Source organism: Brevibacillus sp. HB1.2, from assembly GCF_013332495.1.
Lineage (GTDB): Bacteria > Bacillota > Bacilli > Brevibacillales > Brevibacillaceae > Brevibacillus > Brevibacillus porteri.
This window is the reverse complement of record NZ_JABMIU010000004.1, coordinates 228186-253795: the sequence shown is the minus strand read 5'-3', so window position 1 is coordinate 253795 and position 25610 is coordinate 228186. Positions and strand designations below refer to the sequence as shown.

General features: G+C 45.9%; 21 protein-coding genes. 18 read left to right on the top strand and 3 right to left on the bottom strand.

Features of this window, described 5'->3' with window-relative positions; genetic code table 11:
* Nucleotides 1-28: 28 nt before the first annotated feature.
* The 18 genes from HPY28_RS12730 (at nt 29) to arsC (ending at nt 22770) form a co-directional block, all read left to right on the top strand.
* Nucleotides 29-3160: an efflux RND transporter permease subunit gene (locus HPY28_RS12730; protein ID WP_017249899.1), complete on the top strand. Its 3132-nt coding sequence runs from the start codon at nt 29-31 to the stop codon at nt 3158-3160.
* A 20-nt stretch (nt 3161-3180) separates the two neighbouring features.
* Complete coding sequence (locus tag HPY28_RS12725) at nt 3181-4410, top strand: efflux RND transporter periplasmic adaptor subunit (protein WP_174230665.1); 1230 nt, start codon at nt 3181-3183, stop codon at nt 4408-4410.
* Between the two features lie 130 nt (nt 4411-4540).
* Nucleotides 4541-5992, top strand: coding sequence for a polysaccharide deacetylase family protein (locus HPY28_RS12720; protein WP_174230664.1), 1452 nt, complete (start codon nt 4541-4543; stop codon nt 5990-5992).
* Nucleotides 5993-6149: 157 nt separating this feature from the next.
* Nucleotides 6150-7157: an ABC transporter substrate-binding protein gene (locus HPY28_RS12715; protein WP_174230663.1), complete on the top strand. Its 1008-nt coding sequence runs from the start codon at nt 6150-6152 to the stop codon at nt 7155-7157.
* Between the two features lie 176 nt (nt 7158-7333).
* On the top strand, nt 7334-8101 hold the full coding sequence (locus tag HPY28_RS12710; RefSeq protein WP_017249903.1) for an ABC transporter ATP-binding protein: 768 nt from the start codon (nt 7334-7336) through the stop codon (nt 8099-8101).
* 13 nt (nt 8102-8114) lie between these two features.
* Nucleotides 8115-9992 carry an FtsX-like permease family protein gene (locus tag HPY28_RS12705; RefSeq protein WP_173622677.1) on the top strand — a complete coding sequence of 626 codons (1878 nt, stop codon included), beginning with the start codon at nt 8115-8117 and terminating at the stop codon, nt 9990-9992.
* 223 nt (nt 9993-10215) lie between these two features.
* The gene (locus HPY28_RS12700) at nt 10216-10839 is read left to right on the top strand and encodes a hypothetical protein (RefSeq protein WP_174230662.1); all 624 of its coding nucleotides are present in this window, start codon (nt 10216-10218) and stop codon (nt 10837-10839) included.
* Between the two features lie 460 nt (nt 10840-11299).
* Nucleotides 11300-12319 carry an ABC transporter substrate-binding protein gene (locus HPY28_RS12695; protein WP_174230661.1) on the top strand — a complete coding sequence of 340 codons (1020 nt, stop codon included), beginning with the start codon at nt 11300-11302 and terminating at the stop codon, nt 12317-12319.
* A complete protein-coding gene (gene fhuB / locus HPY28_RS12690; RefSeq protein ID WP_483297547.1) occupies nt 12319-14400 on the top strand; it encodes a Fe(3+)-hydroxamate ABC transporter permease FhuB in 2082 nt (693 codons plus the stop codon). The genes HPY28_RS12695 and fhuB overlap by 1 nt, the downstream gene beginning before the upstream one ends.
* A 124-nt stretch (nt 14401-14524) precedes the next feature.
* The gene (locus HPY28_RS12685) at nt 14525-16102 is read left to right on the top strand and encodes a helix-turn-helix domain-containing protein (RefSeq protein WP_174230764.1); all 1578 of its coding nucleotides are present in this window, start codon (nt 14525-14527) and stop codon (nt 16100-16102) included.
* A gap of 117 nt (nt 16103-16219) precedes the next feature.
* The gene (locus tag HPY28_RS12680; RefSeq protein ID WP_174230660.1) at nt 16220-17239 is read left to right on the top strand and encodes an ABC transporter substrate-binding protein; all 1020 of its coding nucleotides are present in this window, start codon (nt 16220-16222) and stop codon (nt 17237-17239) included.
* A gap of 255 nt (nt 17240-17494) precedes the next feature.
* Entirely contained in the window at nt 17495-18553 is a 1059-nt protein-coding gene (gene desA, locus HPY28_RS12675; protein WP_017249910.1) for a Delta(5) desaturase DesA, read from the top strand.
* Between the two features lie 63 nt (nt 18554-18616).
* Nucleotides 18617-19759, top strand: a complete 1143-nt coding sequence (locus HPY28_RS12670) for a sensor histidine kinase (protein ID WP_035291416.1) — start codon at nt 18617-18619, stop codon at nt 19757-19759.
* The gene (locus tag HPY28_RS12665; protein ID WP_017249912.1) at nt 19756-20355 is read left to right on the top strand and encodes a response regulator transcription factor; all 600 of its coding nucleotides are present in this window, start codon (nt 19756-19758) and stop codon (nt 20353-20355) included. Before HPY28_RS12670 ends, HPY28_RS12665 begins: the two co-directional genes overlap by 4 nt.
* 135 nt (nt 20356-20490) lie before the next feature.
* Nucleotides 20491-20796, top strand: coding sequence for an arsenical resistance operon transcriptional regulator ArsR (arsR, locus tag HPY28_RS12660; protein WP_026043195.1), 306 nt, complete (start codon nt 20491-20493; stop codon nt 20794-20796).
* Between the two features lie 59 nt (nt 20797-20855).
* On the top strand, nt 20856-21293 hold the full coding sequence (locus HPY28_RS12655) for an ArsI/CadI family heavy metal resistance metalloenzyme (protein ID WP_017249914.1): 438 nt from the start codon (nt 20856-20858) through the stop codon (nt 21291-21293).
* Nucleotides 21294-21310: 17 nt separating this feature from the next.
* Complete coding sequence (gene arsB, locus HPY28_RS12650; protein ID WP_017249915.1) at nt 21311-22351, top strand: ACR3 family arsenite efflux transporter; 1041 nt, start codon at nt 21311-21313, stop codon at nt 22349-22351.
* 14 nt (nt 22352-22365) lie between these two features.
* Nucleotides 22366-22770, top strand: a complete 405-nt coding sequence (gene arsC / locus HPY28_RS12645) for an arsenate reductase (thioredoxin) (protein ID WP_017249916.1) — start codon at nt 22366-22368, stop codon at nt 22768-22770.
* 69 nt (nt 22771-22839) lie between these two features.
* Here arsC and HPY28_RS12640 read toward each other — a convergent pair whose 3' ends face one another.
* From HPY28_RS12640 to HPY28_RS12630, 3 genes are all read right to left on the bottom strand, one after another.
* Complete coding sequence (locus tag HPY28_RS12640; protein ID WP_017249917.1) at nt 22840-23364, bottom strand: GNAT family N-acetyltransferase; 525 nt, start codon at nt 23362-23364, stop codon at nt 22840-22842.
* 168 nt (nt 23365-23532) lie between these two features.
* Nucleotides 23533-24303: a matrixin family metalloprotease gene (locus HPY28_RS12635; RefSeq protein ID WP_254613109.1), complete on the bottom strand. Its 771-nt coding sequence runs from the start codon at nt 24301-24303 to the stop codon at nt 23533-23535.
* A 463-nt stretch (nt 24304-24766) separates the two neighbouring features.
* Nucleotides 24767-25330, bottom strand: a complete 564-nt coding sequence (locus tag HPY28_RS12630) for a hypothetical protein (RefSeq protein ID WP_173622681.1) — start codon at nt 25328-25330, stop codon at nt 24767-24769.
* Nucleotides 25331-25610: the final 280 nt, after the last annotated feature.

The following is a 25610-nucleotide window of genomic DNA, read 5'->3' as shown; positions in this document are numbered from 1 at the left end:
TTCCTATAAATAAAGAGGTGAAAAAATTTTGAATATATCAGAACTGTCCATTAAACGTCCGGTCACGATGATTATGATATCCGTAGCGATCTTCATTTTTGGTTTGGTTACCTTTCCTCGCTTGGCTATTGAATTGATGCCATCGCTGACTTCTCCGGTCGCCGTAGTTGTTACCTCTGTAGAGGGGGCGGCTCCAGCTGAGGTAGAAAAGCTGGTTACCAAACCGATGGAAAATGCTCTAGGCACGGTTCCGAATTTAGACAAGATCACATCAACTTCTGTTAATGGCTCATCCTCGGTCATCCTCCATTTCAAGTGGGGAACAAACATGGATCAAGCGACGCTGAATATGCGAGATAAAGTAGATTTGGTCCGAGGGAGCTTGCCTGAATCAGCTGGTTCACCAAGGGTGTTGAAATTTGATCCGACGAGCCAGCCGATTATTGACCTGGCTGTAACTGGCGATCAAGATGTCAACAAACTGAAAAAAGTCGCAGATGATTTAATTAAATCCCGCTTGGAACGAATTAACGGTGTCGCTTCTGTCACTGTGACAGGTGGGCAAGAGCGAATCGTCGACATCATCGTGGACCCCGCCAAACTAGCTGCCTATGGATTGACATTGGATCAAATAAAGTCAGCACTAGAAAACAGCAATGTATCTGGATCAGCTGGTGCGATACGGGAAGGTGACGGAAAGACCAGTATCCGCGTGCAAGGAGAATTCACCAATGTGGACACCATTGCACTCACTCCGATCTCTGTCGGTGGAAGCTTCATCCGATTAAGCGATATCGCGAAAGTAACAGACACGATCAAAGAAGTGACCGAGCTGAGCTACGTTGATGGAAAGCCGAGCTTGGCAGTTGCTGTGATGAAAGGCACCGGAGGCAATACGATCAAAATCGCGAAAGACGTAAAGGCAGAGCTAGAGAAGATTAATAGCACGCTTCCAGCAAATGTAGAAACACGTATCGTTTTCGATACCTCCACATACATCCAGAGCTCTGTTGACAACACGGTGGTACATGCTCTGGCAGGTGGTGCCATTGGTGTACTCATGCTGTTCTTCTTCTTGGGCAGTCTGTCGTCTATGCTCATTGCGGTCATTGTCCTGCCTGTATCGATCATATCGACCTTCCTCTTGATGTACATGACGGGTCAAACAATCAACTTGATTTCCCTAGCAGGTCTCACACTCGGATTGGGATCATTAGTAGACTTTGCGGTCGTTATGCTGGAAAACATTTTCCGTCAGCGGGAACAGGGTAAGAGCATGATGGAAGCGGCATTGGTCGGTTCCAAAGAAGTAGGAACGGCAGTAATGGCTTCCGCATTGGCACAAATTTGCGTATTCTTACCGATTGCACTGACACAAGGTCTGGTTGCTGAGCTGTTCGCACCGTTAGCTTTGACGGTCGTTTTCTCACACATCGCAGCACTCGTTTTCACGTTCTTGCTGGTTCCGATGATGAGTGCTCGTATGTTAAAAACAATACCGGAGCATACGAATCACGAAAACTATCGAGGCATCAATCCGTTGATCTGGTTTAATATCGGGTTCCATAAAGTAGAAAAAGGCTATCAAAGGGTGCTCAAATGGGCATTGGGTCATCGAAAAACGGTGATTGGATCTGCTTTTGCCATGTTGATTGGCTCCTTAATGCTAGTTCCATCTCTCGGCGCAGGATTTTTCCCAGATATGGATCAAGGATTAATCCAGGTAGAGATCAAGCTGCCAAAGGGTACCGTCTTGACGGAAACTGAAAAAGTAATGAAGCAGGTAGAAGAAGTGGTCAATCAAGTGCCAGAAAAGAAATTGGTCAAGTCCTCGGTCGGGGGTGGCGACGGTATTTCAGAGAGCGGTGCATCTACTTCTCATAACGCAACGATCGATCTGCAAATTGGAGAGATTTCTACAAGAAAGCGATCAACAGAGGAAATTGCTGTGAGTTTGCAAGAGCAAGTCAAGCATATTGCAGGAGCAGATATCAAGGTGAAATCCCTTTCCGGTGGTATGGGGGGCGGACCAGCTATCTCGATTGAAATTCGCGGAGATGATCTGGACGTCTTAACGGAACTGAGCGAGATTGTGAAAGGGGAAATAGCCAAGGTACCGGGAACGATGAACGTATCTACCAGTGTTCAGGAAATGAGTCAGGAGTTCGATGTGAAGGTCAATACAGAGAAGGCGAGTTTGTACGGATTGACAACAAATGAAATCCTTTCTGCTGTGCGAACTTCTTTCCAAGGTCAAACGGTTACCCAGTATCGTACGGGCGAAGATGAAATTGATATCAATCTCAAGCTGCCAGAAGACTATAAGGAAGATATTAATTACTTGAAGAACCTGCGTATTTCCACGCCGACGGGCGCTCAAATCAGCCTCACATCCGTAGCGACCATCAGCAAAGTCGATGTACCGCCATCGATTGAGCGCAAAAACATGACGCGTGAAGTGACGGTCACAAGCGATTTGATCGGGGATAACCTGCAAGCGGCCTCGACGGAAATTACGAGTATTATCAATAAGCTGAATGTTCCGGACGGATACACCATCGAAATGGGCGGGCAAAGCGAGGATATGGGAAATTCTTTTGTGAATCTGGGTCTCGCGATTGTCTTGTCCGTCGTGCTTGTGTACATGGTCATGGCTGCTCAGTTTGAATCACTCTTTAGTCCATTTATCATCATGTTCTCGGTTCCTCCGAGCCTTACTGGGGTCATATTGGGGCTTTTGTTTACAGGTACGCCTATTACCGTATCTGTTTTGATCGGGTACATTTTGCTGATCGGTCTGGTTGTGAACAATGCGATTGTGTTAATCGACTTGATCAACCAGTTGCGTGCAAAGGGTTGGGAGTTACATGAAGCGATTTTACATGCGGGGCCTGCTCGTCTGCGCCCGATTTTGATGACAACCCTCACGACGATTATGGCTATTGCTCCGCTCTCCGTTGCTGCTGGGTCTGGTTTAGAACTGCAAGCGCCAATGGCTACTACCGTCATGTACGGTTTGATTTTCTCTACCATGATCACGCTCATCCTCGTACCTGTCGTTACCGTATGGTTTGATGAGATGGGACAAAAGAGACGCAACAAACGCAAGCAAAAGCAGGAAAAGAAAAGCCTTACCACTTTGGAATCGACAAATGCATGAGAAAAGAGGAGGAACCATTCATGATCATAAATAAAAGAATCGCGATTGTGGCGCTACTTTCCCTTACCTTGATCACAGGCTGCGCAAGCCAGGAGGATGCGACGACGACTGCTGCCCAACCAGCAGAAACGGTTACCCCTGTACAGGTTGCAACAGTGGCACAAGGTGTGGTCACATCTGAGTCTGGACTGACAGCAAAATTGGCACCGAGTGAGGAAGTCCAAATGTCACCAAAAACTAGCGGGAAAATTGCATCTCTCCCAGTAAAGCTGGGTCAGGCCGTAACAAAAGGACAATTATTGTTTACACTCGATACGAATGAGCTGTCTAACAGTGTAAGAGAACAAGAAGCATCTCTTAGTGTGGCAAAAGCGAACTTAACCCAAGCAGGCAGCACCTCTAACCAAAGTTTGGTGGAAGCACAAAATGATTTGACGGAAGCAGAACGAGCGCTTGCTGACGCCAAACTGAATCAACAACGTAATCAGAAGCTGCTTGCAGAGGGAGCGATTGCTACTGAGAAAATGGAAGAGGCAAATACAACGCTCACAAAAGCCCAAATTTCCTACGACAATGCACAGCAGAAGCTGCAAGGCGCGAAACAAAAAACAGGTGTGCAAGTATCGGCAGCGAGCGTAACGGAGTCACAGGTCCGACTGCAAAATGCTCGCGAGCAATTGGCGAATGCAACGGTTGTCTCCCCAATCGACGGATTTGTCGCAAGCGTGACTGGAGCAGTAGGACAGATGACAGGACAGCAACCCATTGTGACTGTCGTCAAAACGAATCCACTTGTGGTCAAAGCGAATTTGTCCGAAGCAGATGTGACGAAAGTAAAAGTGGGAACAGTTGTCAAAGTATACGTGCAGTCTACAGGCAAAACGATTGATGCAAATGTAACGGCAATTAGTCCGGTCATGGATTCGCAGCTCAAAGCCTATCCAGTAGAAATCACGATCCCGAATGCTTCCAATGAATTGAAGTCCGATATGGTCGTGAATGTTACTTTCCCACAAGGATCAGAAGAAGCGAAGTCACTGGTCATTCCTCGCAAGGCGGTATTTGATCGTGAAGGCAGACAATATGTGTTCAAGCTAGAAGGGGAAATAGCCAAGCAAGTGGAAGTGTCGACGGGCAACTCGACAAGCGAGTTGATTGAAGTAGTATCTGGCCTAGCAAATGGAGATAAAGTCGTGGTAAAAGGACAGACGCTGCTTGCGGATGGCGGCAAGGTGAGTATTCAGGAGTAAGCAGAAATGGAAGAAAAAAGAGGCGGAGCAGATCCGCCTCTTTTTGTTATCAAATGGAAAAATTATCTACTCTACCAAAAATGCCAAACAGAGTATAATTTTAGTTATGGCGGTTGATAAGGAGTCATAAATGATTATTTCCACCAAACTGTGCAAAGGGATTGTCTTGCTCATGACAGTCGTGCTCGTCTCCGGATGCTCGATGTTTGCGAGCAAAGATGAATCCACTGAGCGCCAGAAGATAGAGAAGAAACAGAAAATTACCCGTTACACGGGTGAAAAAAGTAAGGTGTTGTCTCAAGTATACACGGGGCGCAAGGAACTAGCTCTGACGTTTAACGGCATGGGCGATGATAAGATGATGAAAAGTCTTTTGGAGCAGCTAGATGCTCATAAGATCAAAGCAACCTTTTTTCTCCCAGGCATGCGTGTCGCCGAGGAACCAAACATCGCCAAGGAAATTTTGAACCGCGGTCATGAAATCCAAAACAACACACTGAATCAACTGGACATGAGCAAGCTCAGCTACGAGCAGATCTATCGGGAGATTCAGTTGAGTAATGAGGTAATCAAACGCGAGACGGGTATTTCGCCTCGCTATGTGCGAACCAAATCTGGCGATGTGACGGATGACGTTCGTTTGGCAGCCGCCCATCTCGGGATGGAAGCGGTCGTCAGCTACAATATCAACCCGAAGGACCGTGATTTGCAGAAAGACGCCAAAACCATCGGAGATTACATAGCTCGCTACATGTCCAGAGGTAGCATTATCTCACTCAATACAGACATCAATCCTGAGGTGATTCCGGCCATTCCATTGATCGCCAAGGCAGCAGCGGATATCGGCTACCAGTTTGTCCCGCTCAGTGAGATGGTGAAAAATGGCGGTGAACGCAAGCCGCTGGAACAAATACCAGGCTTTGACGCAGTAAAATTGAATCCGCAATTCGAAAATGCCAAGTATGAGCTCGTCTATCAAGTCGACACAAATAAAAAACAGATCGCGTTAACCTTTGACGACTGGGGAAGCGACAAAACCGTAACGAAACTATTAGACATTTTGGCAGAGCATGATGTCAAAGCGACCTTCTTCTTGCGAGCAAAAGGGGTGGAGAACAACCCGAATTTGGCGAGAGCGATGGTGGAGGGTGGTCATGATGTGGCAAACCATTCTTATAACCATCCGGTCATAACGACGCTGACAGCGGAGGAATTGCAGAAGGACGTGGTCAAAGCACACCAGGTGATTACCGAAGCGATTCAACAGCAGCCTGTCATGCTGTTCCGTCCGCCGACTGGCGTAGTAGACGATCATACAGCCAAAGTGATTGCAGCCACGGGTTACAAGGTCATTGCGTTGTACGATGTCACCACATTGGATTGGGACAAGAAAAACAGTGCCCAAGATATTGTAAATGGCGTCATGAGCAAGACGAAAAATGGCAGTGTCATTTTGCTGCATATGCTCGATGACATCCACACGATTGAGGCACTCCCGATTGTACTGAAAAGCCTGAAAAGCAAAGGCTACACCTTTGTAAAGATGGACGATATGATCAAACAAAGCCGCTCCGGTAACTAATCCCTTTCTTAGAAAGGGATTTTTTGTTTATTTTCGCAAAGCTCGGGCGATTGACAGTAAAAATACTCTTTGTTATAGTTTTGACGATAATGATAATCAATATCGATAAAATCATTACTTACATTTATCTTACAAACATACATAAGGGAGGCTCATCATGATTCCGAACAAAACAATAAAAGCTGTCCTTGCTGTCATTTTTGTGTTCTCGCTTTTTTTGACAGCATGTGGTGGAGCAAATACGACAACGTCAGCACCTGCGACGGATTCTGCTTCCAAGCCAGCTGACAAGTCAACAGAAGCCCCTACTGAGAACAAAATGCGCAGCATCGAAACACCAAAAGGGACGATTCAAATTCCTGACAAACCACATCGTATTGTGACCGACTACTACGCAGGAGAGTTGATTGCAGTAGGCGGAAACGTCATCGGTGCAGAGACAGAAGCTTTCAAAAGCCCGTTTACTGTTGAACAATTAAAAAATGCGCAGGACGTAGGTAGCCCGCGAATCAATGTGGAGAAAACGTTAGAGCTCGCTCCTGACCTCATCGTCGTCATGTATGATGACAATTATGAAGCCTTGTCCAAAATCGCTCCAACAGTATATCTCCCGTACGGTACGGCGACAAACATTTACGATACGGTCAATTTGTTCGGAGAAGTGGTTGGCGATAAAGAAAAGGCAGACAAGTTCATTGCAGACTTTGACAAGAAGGCTGCCGAGGGTCGCGAAAAGTTGAAAGGTATCGTAGATGAGAATGCGACTGTCGGTCTCTACGAGCTGACCAACAAAGGAGATTTGTGGATCTTCGGTGACAACGCAGGACGCGGTGGTCAAACGGTGTACAATGCATTGAAGCTGAAAATGCCGCACGCAGGCAAATCCAAAGAGCAAACCGTACAGCTGTCCATGGAAACCTTGCCAGAATACGCTGCGGATTACATGTTCGTGACTTTCTACAACCCGGAAAAGAATAGCGAAGCCTTGAAAACCTTACAGGAGTCGGCTGTCTGGAATGCGACCGCTGCTGCCAAAAACAATCAGATTTTCTACAACGACTACGATACATTTTATCGCTATGACCCAATCGCGATCACAGCACATATTGATATGTTCGTAGATATGCTGATCAAAAGGCACGAAGAGAACAAAAGAAAAAAATAGCTTATCACGGAAGCCATCCCTCGTCGGATGGTTTTTTTTCGTCTCACGAAATAAACCTTACAAAATGTAAAGAAAACTGTAAGGAACATCAATAGCTCCGATTCTGGAATTTGGTTACAGTTAATAGCGACGGAAACAACGAACGCTAGCCAATAGATAGAATGGAGGAACGTAGAATGAGTACTGCTGTACTAGAAGTGAAAGACGTTCAAAAAATATATGGGACAAAAGGTGAAAGCCAGTCGCATGCCCTAAAAGGCGTATCGATGACCATAGATAAAGGAGAGTTCGTGGGAATCATGGGTCCATCCGGCTCGGGTAAAACGACTCTGCTCAACGTGATTTCCACACTGGATCGTCCAACGCAAGGCTTTATTGAAATTGCGGGAACGAACATTACACAGATGAAGCGTGACCAGCTCGCAGATTTTCGCTCGCAAAAGCTCGGCTTTATCTTTCAAGATTTCAATCTGCTAGAGAATTTGTCCGTGTATGAGAACATTGCATTGCCGCTGTCTTTGCAAGGTGTCCCTTCCAAAGAGATCAGCAATAAAGTAAGTAAAGTAGCACAAACACTCGGGATCGAAGAGATTTTGCAAAAATATCCGGTTCAAATTTCCGGGGGACAAAAACAACGCGCAGCAGCAGCACGCGCACTTGTGCATGACCCTGCGATTTTGCTGGCAGACGAACCGACGGGCGCCCTCGACTCGAAGAATGCCAAAAGCTTGCTGGAAACGATGACAGATTTGAATGAGAACCACCAAGTATCCATCATGATGGTTACGCATGATGCTTTTTCTGCGAGTTATTGCAAACGTATCTTGTTCATTCAAGACGGTAAGCTGTATACCGAGATTCAACGTACGGGGGATCGTCAGCAATTTTTCAAACAAATTCTGGATGTACTGGCCGAGCTAGGTGCATCACATGATGTACGCTAGGAGGTAACGTTTCATGCTTTTAAAGCTATCCTTGTCCAGTATGCGGAAGATGATGAAGGACTATCTGGTTCTGCTCGTGGGTCTGGTCATCTCTATTTCGATTTTTTACATGTTCCAGACGCTTGCCCTCAATTCTGATTACACGAAGAACAACTCGATGATCTCTTCGATTCAGATCGTTTTCAATGTAGGGGCGTTCCTGCTGGCGTTTATCACGATTTTTTATATCTTCTATGCCAACTCATTCCTACTCTCGCTACGGCGCAAAGAGCTCGGAATGTACATGGTCTTAGGGGCGAAGAAGGGGAAAATCAGCCAGATTTTGTTCCTGGAAACATTGACGATGGGAATCATTTCCTTGGTGATCGGTAGCCTGGTTGGTATTGCGCTCGCGAGCGGCATCGGTGTCTTGCTCATGAATCTGTTGGAGATCTCGACAGAGGGTTACTATGCTTTTTATCTGCCGGCAATGTTGATGACATGGGGATTCTTCCTGGTACTCTTTCTAATCACCTCCACGATTAATGCTATTCGTCTGGCTCGTGCTACTGAGCTCGCTCTCATCCGTGCCGAGCAGCAAAATGACAAAATCAAGTCAAAAGGAATCGGAGCGGTATTGGTAGCCATCCTTGGAGTTATCCTGTTGGCTCTGGGCTACACATGCTTGCATCTGCTTATGTACCTGCAAGCACTCGGCTTTATCGTAGGGGCAATTTCCTGCACAATCGGGACGTATTTGATTTTCATCTCGTTGCTGCCAGTTCTTGTACAGGCTTTGAAGAAAAATAGAAAGTTGAATGATAGCAAGTTGAACGCGTTTACCTTTGCACAGCTGCGCTTTCGGGTGAACAACCTGACAAAAATCCTTGGTACAGTAGCAATGTTGATCGGGCTTGGTGTCGGGGCGATGGCAGGGGGCTTGGCGTTCCAGCAAAACGTCAATTTGTTTACCACGGTGTTCCATGTGTATGACGTGAATCTGCATGATCCGGTTGAAGCGGATTATCAGGCGCTGAAAAAAATGAACGTCCTGGAGCAAAATACGTATCGATACAAAGTCGACGACAAGGCGTATTACTACTTGAAGGAAGACTTGCTGGCAAATCCGCTGATGATTTCCACGAACAGCATTCAAAATTACTCTGCTGACAACAAGCCAAAACTTGTGACAGATCCGCTTCCGAAAGAAGCGTATATCGTAAGTGCGTCAAAAGCAGACAATGGTAAATACGATGCCATTCCTGAGGATTGGGACAAAGCTTTATTCACCAATTTTATCAACTACCAGATGATTGAGGGCAAATCTATTCTGGTTGTGGATCAGGCGACGTATGAGCAAACTGCTGGAAGTGAACACAAGGTTCTCCTTGCTAAGGTAGACGACTATTTGAAATACACGCAGGAATTAAAAGCAATGGATGAACGTCAAAAGCAACTGATTGGGTCTATCGTTAATGTAAAAGCAGAAGATGTATATACGTCTTCCAAATACAGCACGTATGCGGGCATGTACATTTTCACAAGCGGTACGATGTTCATGGGCTTCTTCCTCGGAATTGCCTTCCTGGCGATGATGGCGAGCTGCCTGATGTTCAAAATCTTGTCCGGGGCTGCTCGTGACAAAGACCGTTACAGTATGCTGAGAAAAATCGGCGTACGTCAATCGTTGCTCGTAGGCTCGATCTATAAAGAGCTGTTCATGGTATTCATTTTCCCGGCGATCATCGGTCTGATGCACGTATTGATCGGTATGGAGATGTTCTCGTTCATCCTCTTGGATCCGTATCTGAACATCTGGATTCCAACGCTGATTTTCGTTGTGATCTATGCGATTTACTATTACATCACGGTTCAGCTTTATCGTGGAATTGTGTTGCCAAAAGAAGCGTAATCTTAATCGGAAAAATCCTCCTCATTTGAGGGGGATTTTTTGTCTTTTAAACGGACCGTTATAAGCAAAGGACCATTTAACTTGCTAAAGGGACAAAAACATGGGATAAGCTATATAACCAAAGAACTTTAATAAAAATTTTAAGTTTACCCCACTTTATATTTTAGAAGTTTTTTCTAACTTATACCTAGGAAAGAAATCATAAACGTGAAGGAGAATTGGTATGAAAATAAACATTAAAAAAACATCCGTACGTTTGGCAGCTTTAGGATTGGCTACTGCGATTTCCCTATCTGGAGCTTTAGTAGTAAGTGCAAATGAAAAGCCAACTCAAAAGACTGTAGCTCAAAACGAAGAATTGTATGCAGGAACTTACAAAAAGCTCTCAGCTTCCGAAGCTCTTGCCGACAAGGCTGTGAAAGCAGCAATTGATAACGTCTATGCACAGTTTCCAGAAACAAAATCTTATGAGATCATTGCTTATCAAGATGTGGTTTCAAAAGGTGAGTATGATAAGTATGTTATTAGACTTGAAAAAGATTCAAAAAACTTTTTTCACTTTGCAATAGATTCGAAAACGGGGAACCTTAGCTATACCATACAATCATTGGATGCTGCTACAGTTCTATCATACCCAAATGTAAAATCCGGGGTAGATAAATTCTATGCCTCACATCCAGAAGCAAAATCCTATGTGATTTCAAGTGCCAATATTGTAGATAACTTTGTAAACAAATTTAGCAGATATAACCTTACGTTTACTGGAAAAGATCCCAAACAATCTATCACTATTGGAATAGATGTGAAAACGGGAGAGATTATTCCTACGAAGAAGCAAGAGCTCTAATCTGCTATCTTTGTTTGTAGGAAATAGTGTTGTAGACTGAACCTGTTTAGATGCCAAAGTTGTTTTGGAGTGAGGCTATCTAGAAAGTCGGCTTAGACTGACTTTCTAGATAGCCCCTTTACGTTTTATCACTACCATATGAAGTATCCTCGACCCCGGTTTCGGCTACGGCTAACACAGCGGCTCCACCAATCAAAATATACCTGATAGGGCCTGACGAAAAAAAGCTGCGCGAGTATTTCGCCACGAGATCTGATCGAAATACAAAAAAGGTACAGCATGGGACCGTCTGGCTACAGACCCGTTAACGAATGATCATGCGAGCCTAAGACTTTGAACACATCCCACAGTTGACAAAGATAATGATAATCATTATCATAATCAATGGTTGATTGGAAATCATGTCCATGATCCTTTCTCATTCGAAGCAACAACTAGAAAAGTAAGGGGGAAATTTTCCATGCGTCTTATGAAATTACCAGTGATGCTTGTATTTTTGTCTGCGATGCTGCTGCTCGCTGCTTGCGGCAATGCTGGGTCAACTGCACAATCTGGTTCCAACCAAGCTGCTACAGCTCAACCTGACACGGCGAAGCCGGCTGAAGAGCAAGTACGCACAGTGAAGCACATGATGGGAGAGGCGACTATCAAAGGCACTCCTAAGCGTATCGTTGCATTGGAATGGAGCTCAGCAGAGCATTTGTTGGCCCTAGGTATTCAGCCTGTAGGGATTGCAGATATTCCCAATATGAAAAAATGGGTGAAGCTCCCTGTGGAGATTGCTCCAGAAGTAGTGGATGTAGGGAGTCGTACTTCACCTAACCTGGAATCGATCATGATGTTGAAGCCAGATTTGATTATCGGTATTAAACGAAATGTAGAAGCCAATTACGACGAAATGAGCAAAATTGCTCCAACGATTGCTTTTGATACGAATCCTGCTGAAGGTCAGGGATCACAGTATGATCGAATGATCGAGATTTTCAAGCAAATTGCCGATATCACGGGTAAAAATGCAGAAGCCGAAGTTGCTTTGAAAGACCTCGACAAGACTTATGCAGAAGCAAAAGATAAACTGACGAAAGCTGGTGCAGATAAAGTTCCATTTGTCCTCGCGATGGGCTACAGCAGTCAAAATGCGGTAGAATTCCGTTTGTCTACGGATAACTCTACAGCAGCAAGTATCTTGATTAACATTGGTCTGACAAATAAGTATAAGCCTAAGAAATTTGAGCAGACAGGAATGACACTGGCAGATGTAGAGGCACTCCCAGCGTTGCAGGATGCGAATTTCCTCCATATCATTCAAGCTGATGACAACGTGATTGAGAATCAATTGAAGAACAACCCAGTTTGGAACGGTCTTACTTTTGTAAAAGAGAATCGCGTCTACGCCCTGGGCGGAGATTTGTGGCCGTATGGTGGTACCATGTCTGCAAAGATTCTTGCGAATAAAGTTGTAGATCTGTTGGCAAAATAATGAGTTTAGCCAAAAATAAAATGTTCACACGAACTGACATCACTCCAGCCACTTCCTCACAAAGAGGGGGCTGGAGATTGTTCTTGATGGTAGGGAGTGGACTTGTCGCTCTATTAGTGCTTACATTTGTCAGTTTGACACAGGGGATGGCAGACATTTCTCTGCGTTCTGTTGTACAGGCCATTATTGCTCCGCAAGACATTTCCGATCACCATATGATACAAGGTGTCAGGCTTCCGCGAACGGTCATGGGGCTTTTGTCTGGTGCAGCATTGGCTATTGCCGGAGCATTGATGCAGACGGTAACACGAAACCCGCTCGCTTCGGAAACGACACTTGGCGTAAATGCAGGTGCCTATTTCTTCGTGGTGTTCGGGATGGTGTTTTTGCCATCATTCTTGCATGAACACCCGCTTCCATTTGCGATGGTGGGCGGAATACTCGCAGCCGTTACCGTATACTTCATGTCTGGCGGGCGCAAAGGTACGCCAGTGCGTGTGGCATTGTCCGGGATGATTGTCACCTTGGTGTACTCCTCCTTGACGAGTGCCATCATCTTGTTTAATGAAGAGACGACAAATGGCATTTTCCTCTGGGGCTCAGGCTCCTTGAAGCAAAATGACTGGTCGGGTGTAGAATTCAGTTGGCCTTGGATTGTAGCTGGGATTTTGGTCAGCTTGTTCATGGCCAGGCAGCTCGATGTACTTACCCTTCATGAAGAAACGGCGAAGTCATTGGGGCAAAAGGTGGCAAAAACACGGCTTTTCACCATGTTTGTTGCGATCTTGGTTACGTGTGTTAGTGTCAGTGTGGTCGGGCCAATCGGATTCATCGGACTCGTGGCTCCGCATCTGGTGCGATTGTCAGGTATCACGCAGCATAGATGGCTGCTGCCGCTATGTGCCATCTGGGGGGCAGCGCTGCTTGTAGCTTCCGATACGATTGCACGTATGTTCATCAATCATTATGGTGAACTTCCAGCAGGAGCCATCACGGCAGCTATTGGTGGACCATGGTTGATCTGGCTTGCTTTGCGTGTCTCGCGCAGTATGAGTGCTGGAACTGGAGGCTCGATGAGCGTCGGAGGAGCACAACGCAAAGTTTCGTATCCGTTGATTGTGTGTATGCTTACTGTGCTGCTTGTGGTCGTTTGGATGCTCAGCTTATCTAGCGGAAACTTGTACCTTCCGTGGACAGAGATCATCGCCATTTTCATGGGACAAGGAAACGAGATGTACAGTCAATTGGTGTATGAGCTTCGGATGCCGCGACTGTTGACAGCGATGTTGGCAGGTGTGGCACTCGCGATCAGCGGAAGTCTCATGCAGAGTGCAGTACGTAATCCGCTGGCTGATCCGCAGATTGTCGGTGTCACGAGCGGTGCGGGTGTAGGCGCGATTGTCGTGCTCCTCGTGTTTCCTCAACTCTCGGCTTGGATGCCGCTTGGGGCCGTTGCAGGGGGAATCATCTCTGCTGCGATTGTGTACGCGGTCTCTTGGAGAAGGGGACTCAATCCAATCATCTTGACGCTAGTAGGTATTGCGGTTTCTGCCGCAGGTGCCGCCCTTATCAATATCTTGATCGTACATTCTATGATCTTGGCAGCGCCTGCACTCACTTGGCTGGCAGGAAGTACATACGGGCGGGGATGGATGGAAGTAGGCCGTCTGTTGCCTACGATCCTCGTTTTAGCACCGATCGCGTGGTGGTTAGGACGTCGGGTGGACCTCTTGTCATTTAACGACGAGAGCTCGACTGGATTGGGGTTAAAGGTCCGGATGACGCGGTTGTCTGTGGCAGTCATTGCAGTGCTGCTCGCTTCAGCGGCAGTTGCCAGTGTCGGGGCCGTAGGGTTTATCGGCCTCCTCGCTCCGCATGCAGCACGTATGCTGGTTGGACCTCATCATCGTCGAGCAGTTGTCGTTTCCGCCATGCTTGGAGCTGTATTGCTGGCTGCTTCTGATTTGCTAGGAAGGATCGTCATGATCCCGAAAGATATTCCGGCGGGGGTCGTAGTGGCGTTGCTAGGCGCGCCCTATCTGTTCTTGCTGATGTTCCGTTCGACTCGTTCCTCACAATAGATAGGCAGGTACTTGCCAAATAGAAAGATCTCCAACATGATGAAAGTAGAACAGGCTGATTCTGGCAATCAGCTTGTCTACTTTTTCTTGCTATTTCCGGTGATAGAAGGATGTGAATCTGTTGATGATGAATCAAGATTATCCTGGCTTTTTGATGACCGCCTTTCGCAAACAGCGATTGAAAAATTTTCACCTGCGTCAGGTGGAGGTAAACACCCATGTCCTTTGCTATGTGGCAGAAGGAAGTACAGAGATTACGGTTGATGGTCAAAAGCAGGTGCTCGACGCCGGAAAGCTATTGTTGTTGCGCCCGACGACGAAGATAGAAGAATTACGGTGCCAATCAGGACCGTTGCACATATACAGGCTGCATTACGTGGAAGCGAGACACGATCAGCACGAGAGCGCTCCCGAGAGAAAAGAAGCCAAGGTTTTGGCTGTCTCTACTCCTGCCTCATTTCTGACGGTATTGGAGGAGCTTTCTCATTTGACACGGAAGCGGGACTACTCTTCTTTTTTGCGGAGCCAAGCATTGCTCTACGAGCTGCTTGGTATTGTTCATGATGAACAGAAAAAGAAAGAGGAAAAGGGCATTGGAGCGATTGAGGAGACCATCGCCTACATGCAAAAACATTACCGCGAGTCACTGGAATTGGGAAGCTTGCCGAAACTGGCGGGGTTGACCCCTAGCTCTTATTGCCGTGCTTTCAAACGTGCGACGGGAATGACACCTGGGGAGTATTTGACTGGGTTGCGGATGGAGCAGGCCAAGGAGCTGCTTGCCCATTCTGGAGGAAGTGTGAAGGATGTGGCTCGTAACGTAGGGTATGCCGATGAGCTGTATTTTAGTAGACTCTTCAAAAAACGAGAAGGATTGTCGCCGCAAATTTATATGAAGCAAAGTGACCAGCGGGTAGTCGTGGTCAGCAAGCTGTTTTTGCAGGATCATTTTCTTGCGATGGGCATTCAGCCGATTGCTGCCCCCTCCTTCCCGAACTACTTTGAAACGAGGACGGGCTTTCCTTCTTATTTGCAGCAAAAGCTGCGCGGGACAAAAGCACTGAATGCAGAGCAGTTGATCGATCCGAAAGAGATTTTGACTTTGTCGCCTGATGTGATCGTCAGGATGAATTTTTTCCACAATCGAGAGGCAGGAGATTGGGAGAAAATAAAAGGAACAATCTCCTTTGACGGTTATCCAAACTGGATTGATTACCAAACCAAATTGGCGACGCTCTTCAAGAAAGAGAGTCAGGCTGAGAAAATTATCAAGCATATCGACAAAGTGGAAAAACAAGCAAGAGATGCACTACTGCCGGTTACACGCACGGGTGAATGGACGATGATTCGCGTGCTTGCGGATGAGGTGCGACTATATGGTGTAGAGGGACACGCCCTCGCAGACTTATTTTATCACAAGCTTGGATTTGCGCCTGATCCGACTGTGACCCATGCAGCGTATAAACCCCATGCGCTCAACGATCTGATCGAATTGAATCCGGAGCGAATCATCGTGTTCTGGAGTGAGCGGGAGCATGTGGCAGCGCTGTGGAACAATCCGCTGTGGAGAGACTTGCGTGCGGTGCGGGAAAATAAAGTCTACCATCCCGCCAATCACGAATGGGACCCATGGGGACCTTTTGGCAGAGAGCATACGATTCAAAGGAGCATAGCGTATTTTCTTCAGGTCACACAGGGGTAATCTGGTCCATGGTAATTAGACAATCATGTCCATAGAAAAGTAAGAGGAGTCTCTATATACTATCAATTGATAATTGTTATCACTAAGTTGATAAGCAGAAGTGGGGGCACTCTCGATATGAAAAGTAAGACCAGTTTACGTACCATGCGCCACATCATGACCAGCTTCTTCGCGCTGTGCTTGCTGGTTGTCCTTGCCGGTTGCGGAGGCAATGCCAATCAAGCTCAACAGACGCCAGCTGCATCGGGAACGACGACTGAGGCTACTCCAGCACCAGCCGATTCTAATGAAGTACGTGAAGTGAAACACGCAATGGGCACCACTCCAATTAAAGGAACACCAGAACGCGTGGTTATTTTGACTAATGAAGGTACCGAAGCCTTGCTTGCACTTGGCGTTAAGCCAATCGCTGCTGTACAGTCCTGGGATGAAGATCCTTGGTATCCTCACATTAAAGATGAGATGACAGGTGTAGAAGTGTTGGGCTTCGAAGACCAGCCCAATCTCGAAGCGATTGTAGGCCTGAGCCCTGATTTGATCATCGGAAACAAAGTACGTCATGAAAAGATTTACGATCAACTGTCCAAAATCGCTCCAACCGTATTCTCTGAAGAGCTGTCTGGTAGATGGAAAAGCAACTTCACGCTCTATGCAGAAGCACTGAACAAGAAGGCGGAAGGCGAGCAAGTTCTGAAAGAATTCGACGACCGTGTAGCTGCTGCGAAAGCAAAGCTGGGTCCTAAAGCTTCTACTAAAGTATCCGTAGCGAAATTCTCCAAAAAAGGCGTACAAATCTATCAAAAAGATACCTTTAGCGGTGTGCTGCTCGATCAGCTTGGACTCGCACGTCCAGCTTCCCAGGACGTAAACAACTTTGCAGAAATGATCAGCGAAGAAGGTATGTCCGCTATGGACGGGGACATCCTGTTCTACTGGGTAACGGAGCCAACGAAAGAATCTAAAGACATTGCGAACAACGCGAAAAAATGGATGGAAAGCCCAGTCTTCAAATCTCTGAATGTGGCGAAGACCAATCAAGCTTTCCAAGTAGACGAAACGGTTTGGAACAAAGCAGGCGGCATCAAGGCAGCGAATCTGCTGCTCGAAGATATCATGAAGCGCCTCGATGTGAAGTAAGAAGAATACGACGTCAAAGCCAAAGACCTCATCCGAAGTATGGATGGGGTCTTTTCTTGGCATAATATGGGATGTTCCGCTTGGTTTGCGCACCCTAAATTTCCCAGTCGTTTGTTCAACCATGACATTTGTCATGTCCTCGACTTGACGTTTATGACTACAGCGGCTAGACGCTATTTTCTACAATAAAGATAGAATATTGCGTCCGGCGAATTTACATGTCCCTGTACGCTTCGATCGAGGAGGAAACAATTGATGCATCAAGCCAATATTGCCGAGTTGAAAAAGAATGTTGCCCCCTTTGAAAAATCAGATATGAAAAAGAGTATCCGACAGCTGATCAATACGCTAGTTCCACTGATTCTACTCTGGTACGGAGCTTATCTCAGTCTGTCTGTGTCCTATTGGCTCACGCTGCCTATCGTCATTGTCGCAGCCGGCTTTGTCATCCGTACCTTCATCATTTGTCACGATTGCTGCCACCAATCCTTTTTCAAAAATCGTCTGGCGAATGACATCGTTGGTACGATTACCGGTGTGCTGACCCTTGTCCCTTATGAACAATGGAAAAACAGTCACAACATTCACCACGCAACGAGTAGCAACCTCGATAAACGAGGCGTAGGTGATTTGTGGATGATGACTGTCAATGAATATCTCGAGGCTTCTACTTGGAATAAAATCGCTTATCGGCTGTATCGCAATCCGATCGTGATGTTTGGTTTGGGACCTATTTTTGTCTTTTTGCTTCAGTATCGTTTTAATGTGAAGCGAGCTCGCCGCAAAGAGCGGTTGAATACGTATTTGACGAATGTGCTGCTGGTCGGTCTTTATGCGCTTTTGATCTGGGCGGTTGGCTGGCAAGCATTCCTGTTGATTCAAGGTCCGATCTTTTTCGTCTCTGGCTTGTTTGGGATTTGGCTGTTTTATGTGCAGCATACGTATGAGGATTCGTACTTTGAGAACGATGAAGAGTGGAGCTACGTGAAAGCAGCAGTAGAAGGAAGCTCCTACTACAAGCTGCCGAAGGTTTTGCAATGGATCACAGGCAATATTGGCTTTCACCACGTCCATCACTTAAGTCCACGCGTACCGAACTACAACCTGGAAGAAGCACATAACGAGACACCGCCGCTTCACATGGCGACAACGATTACACTGGCGGCCAGCTTGCAGTGCCTGCGTTTTCATTTATGGGATGAGAGCAACAAGCGCTTTGTGAGCTTCAAAGGCATCAAGCGGCTGGCTGCTGCTCAATCGGAAGCAATCATAGATGCACTTCAAGGCTCCAAACCGAGTTTGGAAGGAAAATAAGCCTGCCATAAACCTTTGAATTCCGATACACTTGAGAGAGTGGCGAAGAAAAGGTGGGCAAGTATGCAGAAGCAGAAGTGGTATCACATTCTTCAAAAAAATACGGGCTTGAGCCCTTATGTGTGGGTTGTTTTCTACATCCTGCCATTCTATTTCATCTTCCGGTCCTCTTCGACGTACGAAGCAGTGATCGGGATCATCATGATCATTCTGTTTTTCGTTTGCTATGTATTCTCTTTCCTGTCAAAGGGCTGGCTGATTTACTTTTGGACGAGTGTGCAGATTATCATATCCGTCGCCATGACCTTGATGTTCGGCTATGTGTATTTTTCGCTCTTCCTGGCGTTTTTTATCGGGAATATCCAGAACAAGATCGGTTTTGCTACGCTATACACGATACATTTGATTAGCACCACCATATCGGTCAACATCGGCTTTTTCACCAAAAACACTCAATTGATTGGCCAGCTTCCGTTTGTTTTGGTTAGCATGATTGCAGTCATTCTCTTGCCCGTGACCACGTACAACTGGAATAAGCGAGAGAAGCTGCAGGGAGAGCTGGAGCATGCGAACAAGCGAATATCGGAGCTGGTCAAGCTCGAGGAACGCCAGCGCATTGCCCGTGACTTGCACGATACGTTGGGGCAGAAGCTCTCCTTGATTGGGTTGAAAAGCGATTTGGCGAACAAGCTGATCAACAAAAATCCTGCTCTGGCGAGAACGGAGCTGGAGGAAATCAGGCAGACGGCGCGTATCGCTTTAAAAGAAGTGCGGGAAATGGTCACGCAAATGCGTGGGACGCGGCTAGAGGATGAGATGTTTCGGATCAAGCAAATTTTCAAGGCAGCGGAAATTGAATTCGTGCTGCAAGGCGACACGAATCTGACCAACACTTCGCTGATGACGGAAAACGTGTTGTGCATGTGCCTGAAAGAAGCGGTCAACAATATTGTGAAGCATAGCAATGCCACGGACTGTTCCATTGTCATCGAGCCCACTCGCACCGACCTCGTCGTAAGCGTAACGGATAATGGGATCGGAATGGCGGAGGAATTGGTTTACAGAGGCAATGGTTTGCGTGGGATGAAGGAACGGCTGGAATTCGTCAACGGAAGCATGGAAATCCAGTCCTCGGAGTCTGGAACACAGCTAGTGATTCGGGTACCCAATGTCTTCAAACAACCAGAACAGGAGGCGGGAGGATGATTCGCATTGTCATTGCAGAGGATCAGCGGATGCTTTTAGGAGCCCTTGCTTCCCTGCTCGATTTGGAAGAGGATATGAAGGTCGTCGGCAGAGCAAGTAATGGGGAGGATGCCGTCAAACTCGTGCATCAGCATCAACCCGACATTTGCATCATGGATATCGAAATGCCAGTCAAAAGCGGATTGGACGCTGCCGAGGAATTGAAAGGTAGCGGCTGCAAGGTGATGATTCTCACGACCTTTGCCCGCCCAGGTTACTTTGAACGAGCGCTAAAAGCAGGTGCTAACGGCTACTTGCTCAAGGACAGCCCGAGCGAAGAGCTGGCCAGCTCGATTCGCAGTATCATGGCAGGCAGACGAATCTATGCGCCTGAGCTGGTGGATGAGGCATACGGCCAGGAGAATCCGCTGACGGTGCGGGAAAAGGAAGTCCTGCTCTTGATCGCTGACGGGAAGAACACCAAGGAGATTGCCAGCCAGTTGTACATTACGACAGGGACTGTGCGGAATTATATCTCCGTCATTCTCGACAAGCTCGGTGTGAGCAATCGAATTGAAGCGATTATGCATTCCAAGGAAAAAGGCTGGTTTAAGTAGCAGACCGGCTGGAGGAGGCCCTTTCTGTTTTGGCAGGAAGGGTTTTTAGTTTTATGATTGCATCTTCTTAGAATCTGCGCATATAATAAATACATCAAAAAAAATTGATTAATGAGGTTATCTTCGATGAACGAGATGAAACAAAAGTTGGAGCAATATGAGAAGAAATTCAAGGCTCTTGCCGATCAGAAACGATTAGAAATTATGTATGAGCTTTGTCAGAGAGGGAAGACATGCGTATGTGACCTCACTGAGGTTTTTGACATGCCACAATCCAAATTATCGTATCATCTCAAGATTTTGCTGGATGCGAACCTGATCATAAAAGAAACAAAAGGTACCTGGAGTTATTACGATTTAAATGACAGCGAAGTGAATCACCTGTTATCGGAAGAGCTTTGTTGTATTTTCAGGAAAACAGGCAAAGGTAGCTGCTGCTAATTTTTTTAAACCTTACATCAATTTTTTTTGATGAATATAACTTTAGGGAGGTACATGAAATGAAATATGTGCATGTTGGGATTAACGTTACGAGCCTAGAGAAATCAATTGAATTCTATCAAAAGGTATTTGGGGTAGAACCTGTGAAGGTAAAGACAGATTATGCAAAGTTCTTGTTAGAAAGTCCGGGGCTTAATTTTACATTAAATGTTCGGGACGCCGTTAGTGGGAACCAGGTCAACCACTTTGGATTCCAAGTGGAAAGTGCTGAGGAAATCGTTTCACAGAAGGAAAGGCTAGAAAAAGAAGGCTTTTTCGCACGGGATGAGCTGGATACGACATGTTGTTATGCTGTGCAGGATAAATTTTGGGTGACAGATCCAGACGGGAATGAATGGGAGTTTTTTTACACCAAGGCTGACAGCGATGTGCATAAAATCGAATCCACATCGTGTTGCGTAGCTTCAAATACAGTAGTGACTACATCCTGCTGTTAAGATAGAGGGAGTGCTTCATGAAAAAACTATCCTTTTTAGATCGCTACTTGACCCTTTGGATCTTCCTTGCCATGGTGATCGGAGTTACTGTAGGCACGTTCTTTCCAGCTTTCACAAGTGGATTGAATCGTTTGCAACTTGGTACAACATCCATCCCTCTTGCCATTGGTTTAATTTTGATGATGTACCCCCCTTTGGCAAAAGTTCGTTACGAAGAGATGGGACGTGTCTTTCAAGATCGCAAGGTTCTTTTACTGTCCCTCATTCAGAACTGGGTGATCGGTCCGGTTTTGATGTTTGTGTTGGCCATCGTTTTCCTGCCAGATAAGCCAGAATATATGGTAGGGCTGATTATGATTGGCTTGGCACGCTGTATTGCTATGGTGATTGTGTGGAATGACCTAGCGAAAGGCGATACCGAGTACGCAGCCGGGCTTGTGGCTTTCAATTCTGTATTTCAGATGCTTTTCTTTTCGGTCTATGCCTATGTGTTTGTTACGATTATTCCAGAGTGGCTAGGCATCCAGGGAGCAGTCGTTGACATTACGATGGCCGAAGTAGCCAAATCAGTGTTCATCTACCTTGGTATCCCATTTCTTGCAGGGATGCTGACGCGATTTACGTTGGTAAATGCAAAAGGAAGACAATGGTATGAAAAAGTGTTTATCCCAAAAATCAGTCCGCTGACATTGATTGCTTTACTTTTTACCATCGTGGTTATGTTCTCTATCCAAGGAAAAAGCATCGTCAGTGTGCCATTAGATGTCGTTCGCATCGCAATTCCGCTTCTTATCTACTTCATCTTGATGTTCTTTATTTCTTTCTTCATGGGGAAGAAAATTGGCGCGAACTATCCGGTTTCAACGACTCTTGCGTTTACAGCAGGAAGTAATAACTTTGAGTTGGCAATTGCCGTGGCAGTCGGTGTCTTTGGAATTCACTCCGGTGCGGCATTTGCAGCTGTTATCGGTCCTCTTGTTGAAGTCCCGGTGATGATCGCACTGGTAAACGTAGCGTTATGGTTCAAGCGGAAGTATTTTGCCAACTCAATATCTTGATAGGGGAGTACATCATGGAAAACAAAAAGACCATTTACTTCTTATGCACAGGGAATTCTTGCCGTAGCCAAATGGCGGAAGCATGGGGAAAAAAATACTTAGGTGACTCGTGGAATGTGTTTTCTGCCGGAATTGAAGCGCATGGTGTCAATCCAAATGCGGTTCGAGCGATGGAAGAAGTAGGAATAGACATTTCTACACAAACTTCTGACGTCATTGACCCCCATATCCTACACAAAGCGGATCTGGTCGTGACACTATGTAGCCATGCAGACTCCGTTTGCCCAACCACACCACCTCATGTGAAACGAGTTCATTGGGGATTTGACGATCCCGCAGGAAAAGAATGGTCTGAGTTTCAAAGGGTTCGAGATGAAATTGGGACACGTATTAAAACGTATAAGGAAACGGGGAAGTAGTTTTCTGGTGATGAGAAAATAGAGTGTCGCTGTACAGTGAATGGAGGCTGTCAGATGACACTCCTTTTCTTATCTCTCCAACGAATAAAAACAGTCATTCACCATCGTGCCTGCAATTTCAGTGCTGTCGGGCACGATTTTATCCAGCTTCATTCCAGCCTTCTCCAAAACGCGTCGGGAAGCCACATGCTCTTCGGAACAAACAGCCGTAAATTTTTTGAATCCAAAAGTATCCACAGCGAAATCAAATACGCGTCTGATTGCTTCCGTTGCATAGCCCTTGCCTTTGAATCCGTCCAGTATGATGAAGCCTACTTCCGCAGTGAGATTTTCTCGGTTACGGGTGCAGATGCTAATCAAGCCAACGTCGTTACCAGAGTCGGTTTCACGTATGATCCAGGTTAGCCAGTGGGTGGATTCGAGGCTCCACGGAGCGAGTTCTTTCTCGAAGTTACGACGGATATCTTCCTCGCTCATGGTCGCTCCAATATGCTCCATCAGTGTCGGGCTGGAATAGATGGAGCGGATCAGCTCCCAATCGGGTAATGCCACTTGAGTGAGAGTCAGGCGCGTACTGAGAATTTGATTATCCATAGGGATTCTCCTTTGGGAATTGTAAGGAATATTTATAATAGTATACGCTGTTGAATGAGAAGGAAAGGAGTCTATCATCAAGAGTGGGGCTGTTCATCAAAAAAGGCCGTCGACTTTCTCGACAGCCAAAAGAGTTCCTTGCATCGTCTGTTTTTGTGGGCAATAGAGTTATCGACTATAAATGTTTCGAAGCTCATTGATGTCGTTTTGGGTAGGAGCAGTGATTCTCGTTAACCAAGAGTTATTCATGATCGAGTGATCCGACCTATGATTTAGTCGTAGTACATGTCCAATTTCATGAGTAGCCAAAGCTTCTAAATAAGCGGCGTTTCTGTTGCTCACTCTGTTCCATTGAATGACGGTGCCACCGGTAACTCTGGAACCATTCGATTGCCACCAGCCAAATCCATCATACCCCCTCGCATAGCCTTCACCTAAGGTAATGGGAGCATTTTGTGTTGGTGTTAATGAAACAATACCTGTGTTGTTCCAATTTCGTATGGCATTTTCATAAGCTTGTCTAAGTGCAGGGATATTCGTCGTAATGGTTACCTGATACGAAACGAAGGAATTGTTTTGATCGGCTGCAGGTGGGTTTCCGTTAATAAAAGCAGAGGCAACATAGTACTTCACGCCATTTTTCTCGTAGAAGAACCATCTATTATCAGGGGCATTTGTCCAAAAGTCATTGAGCGAGGTACCTCGGGTCCAACCTGAAAATTGTACACGGGTATTTGGTTGAAGCTTGTCGATGATAGTAGCAGAAGTAGTCGGTCCGGTACGGATATTGACAGGGATCGAAGCGGATACACCGCTAAAATCCACGCGATATTCAGATTGATCCTGAGCGTTTGTCGGCGTAACAAAATATCCATTTACAAGAGTGACAAGAGTCATGGTGAGCAATAAAAGTTTACCCAAAATTCTTTCTAACATCATGAGGCTCCTTTCCAAGCAAGAGTTTTCGTGTTTCCCAGTACAGTTCTCTGTAGGCCTCCTTCTCATTTTTTTGATTGCAAAAACAATTCCATTTCTACTAGTCCATCTCTTTTAAGTAGTTTGAAATTGTTTTTCTAATGGTAAAATACAGATCCAGTACTTTCAAGTAAATTACAATATTTTTACAATAATAGAACATTTTTACTATACCTTCTACTTGTTCATGCCATTGCAATAGTCGTTTTTTACCGAAAATGATCGGGAGGCTTGATCAAAAAGGACGAATGGGGGAATAAAAAGAACTACCCTTTTCATAAAGAGTAGGAGTTGGAGTCCTCAGTCTATGGTCAAAGAGAAAAGGAAAAAAGCTGATGTCGATTGAGTTTCGACGTCAGCTTGTGGATGAGATGTATGCGATGTGCTTAACTATTGAGGATGCGGTTATCCAATGATTCTGATTAGCCTATAGGCGCTTGATCAGGTTCATTGTTCCCGTTGATCTGATAATGATCCATCCGTCAGGAATAGGCGAGCCTAGCATCACCCATACCTCCTGCCCAGAAGAAACGTTGTTCAAATTTTTAATCAGGTTCATATTTCCAGAACTTCTGATCACAGCCCATCCGTCAGGAATAGGGGAGCCAAGCATTACCCAAACTTCCTGATTAGAAGAGGCACTGTTCAGATTTTTAATCAGGTTCATAGTCCCAGTACTTCTGATCACAACCCATCCGTCAGGCATAGGGGAGCCGAGCATCACCCAAACTTCGTAACCAGAAGGAGCATTGTTCACATCCTTAATCAGGTTCATATTGCCAGAAGATCTGATTACGACCCAACCGCTTGGAATAGGGGAGCCGAGCATTACCCAGACTTCCTGACCAAATGCGGCATTTTTGATGATTGTTTTTGCGGAGGATGGCGCCTTCTCATGTAGAGGTAGAGCTGCCCCTTGGGCTTGTGCGGCTACACTTGGTACTGCGACAACTGAGCTTAAAGTCAGGATGATCAGGGCTTTTTTAAACATGAACATCAACCTTTCATGACAGGAGTAAATGTAGCTCTGAAACGATCATCGAGTGGATGCCAGATGTTGAGGTACTCTATACAGAATAATGAGATGGCTATCATCGCTCCTCCCAAGACTACCTATATATACCATTTTATAGGATATTCTCTTTTTTTACTTTAGGAGATATTGTCGAATGGTAGACAAAGTAGACGACAATTTTGCACCATACATGATTTGTTAAAGGAACGAAAGAGAATAGCTCTTGACTATTTTTCTGAATAATCTGGACGAAGGG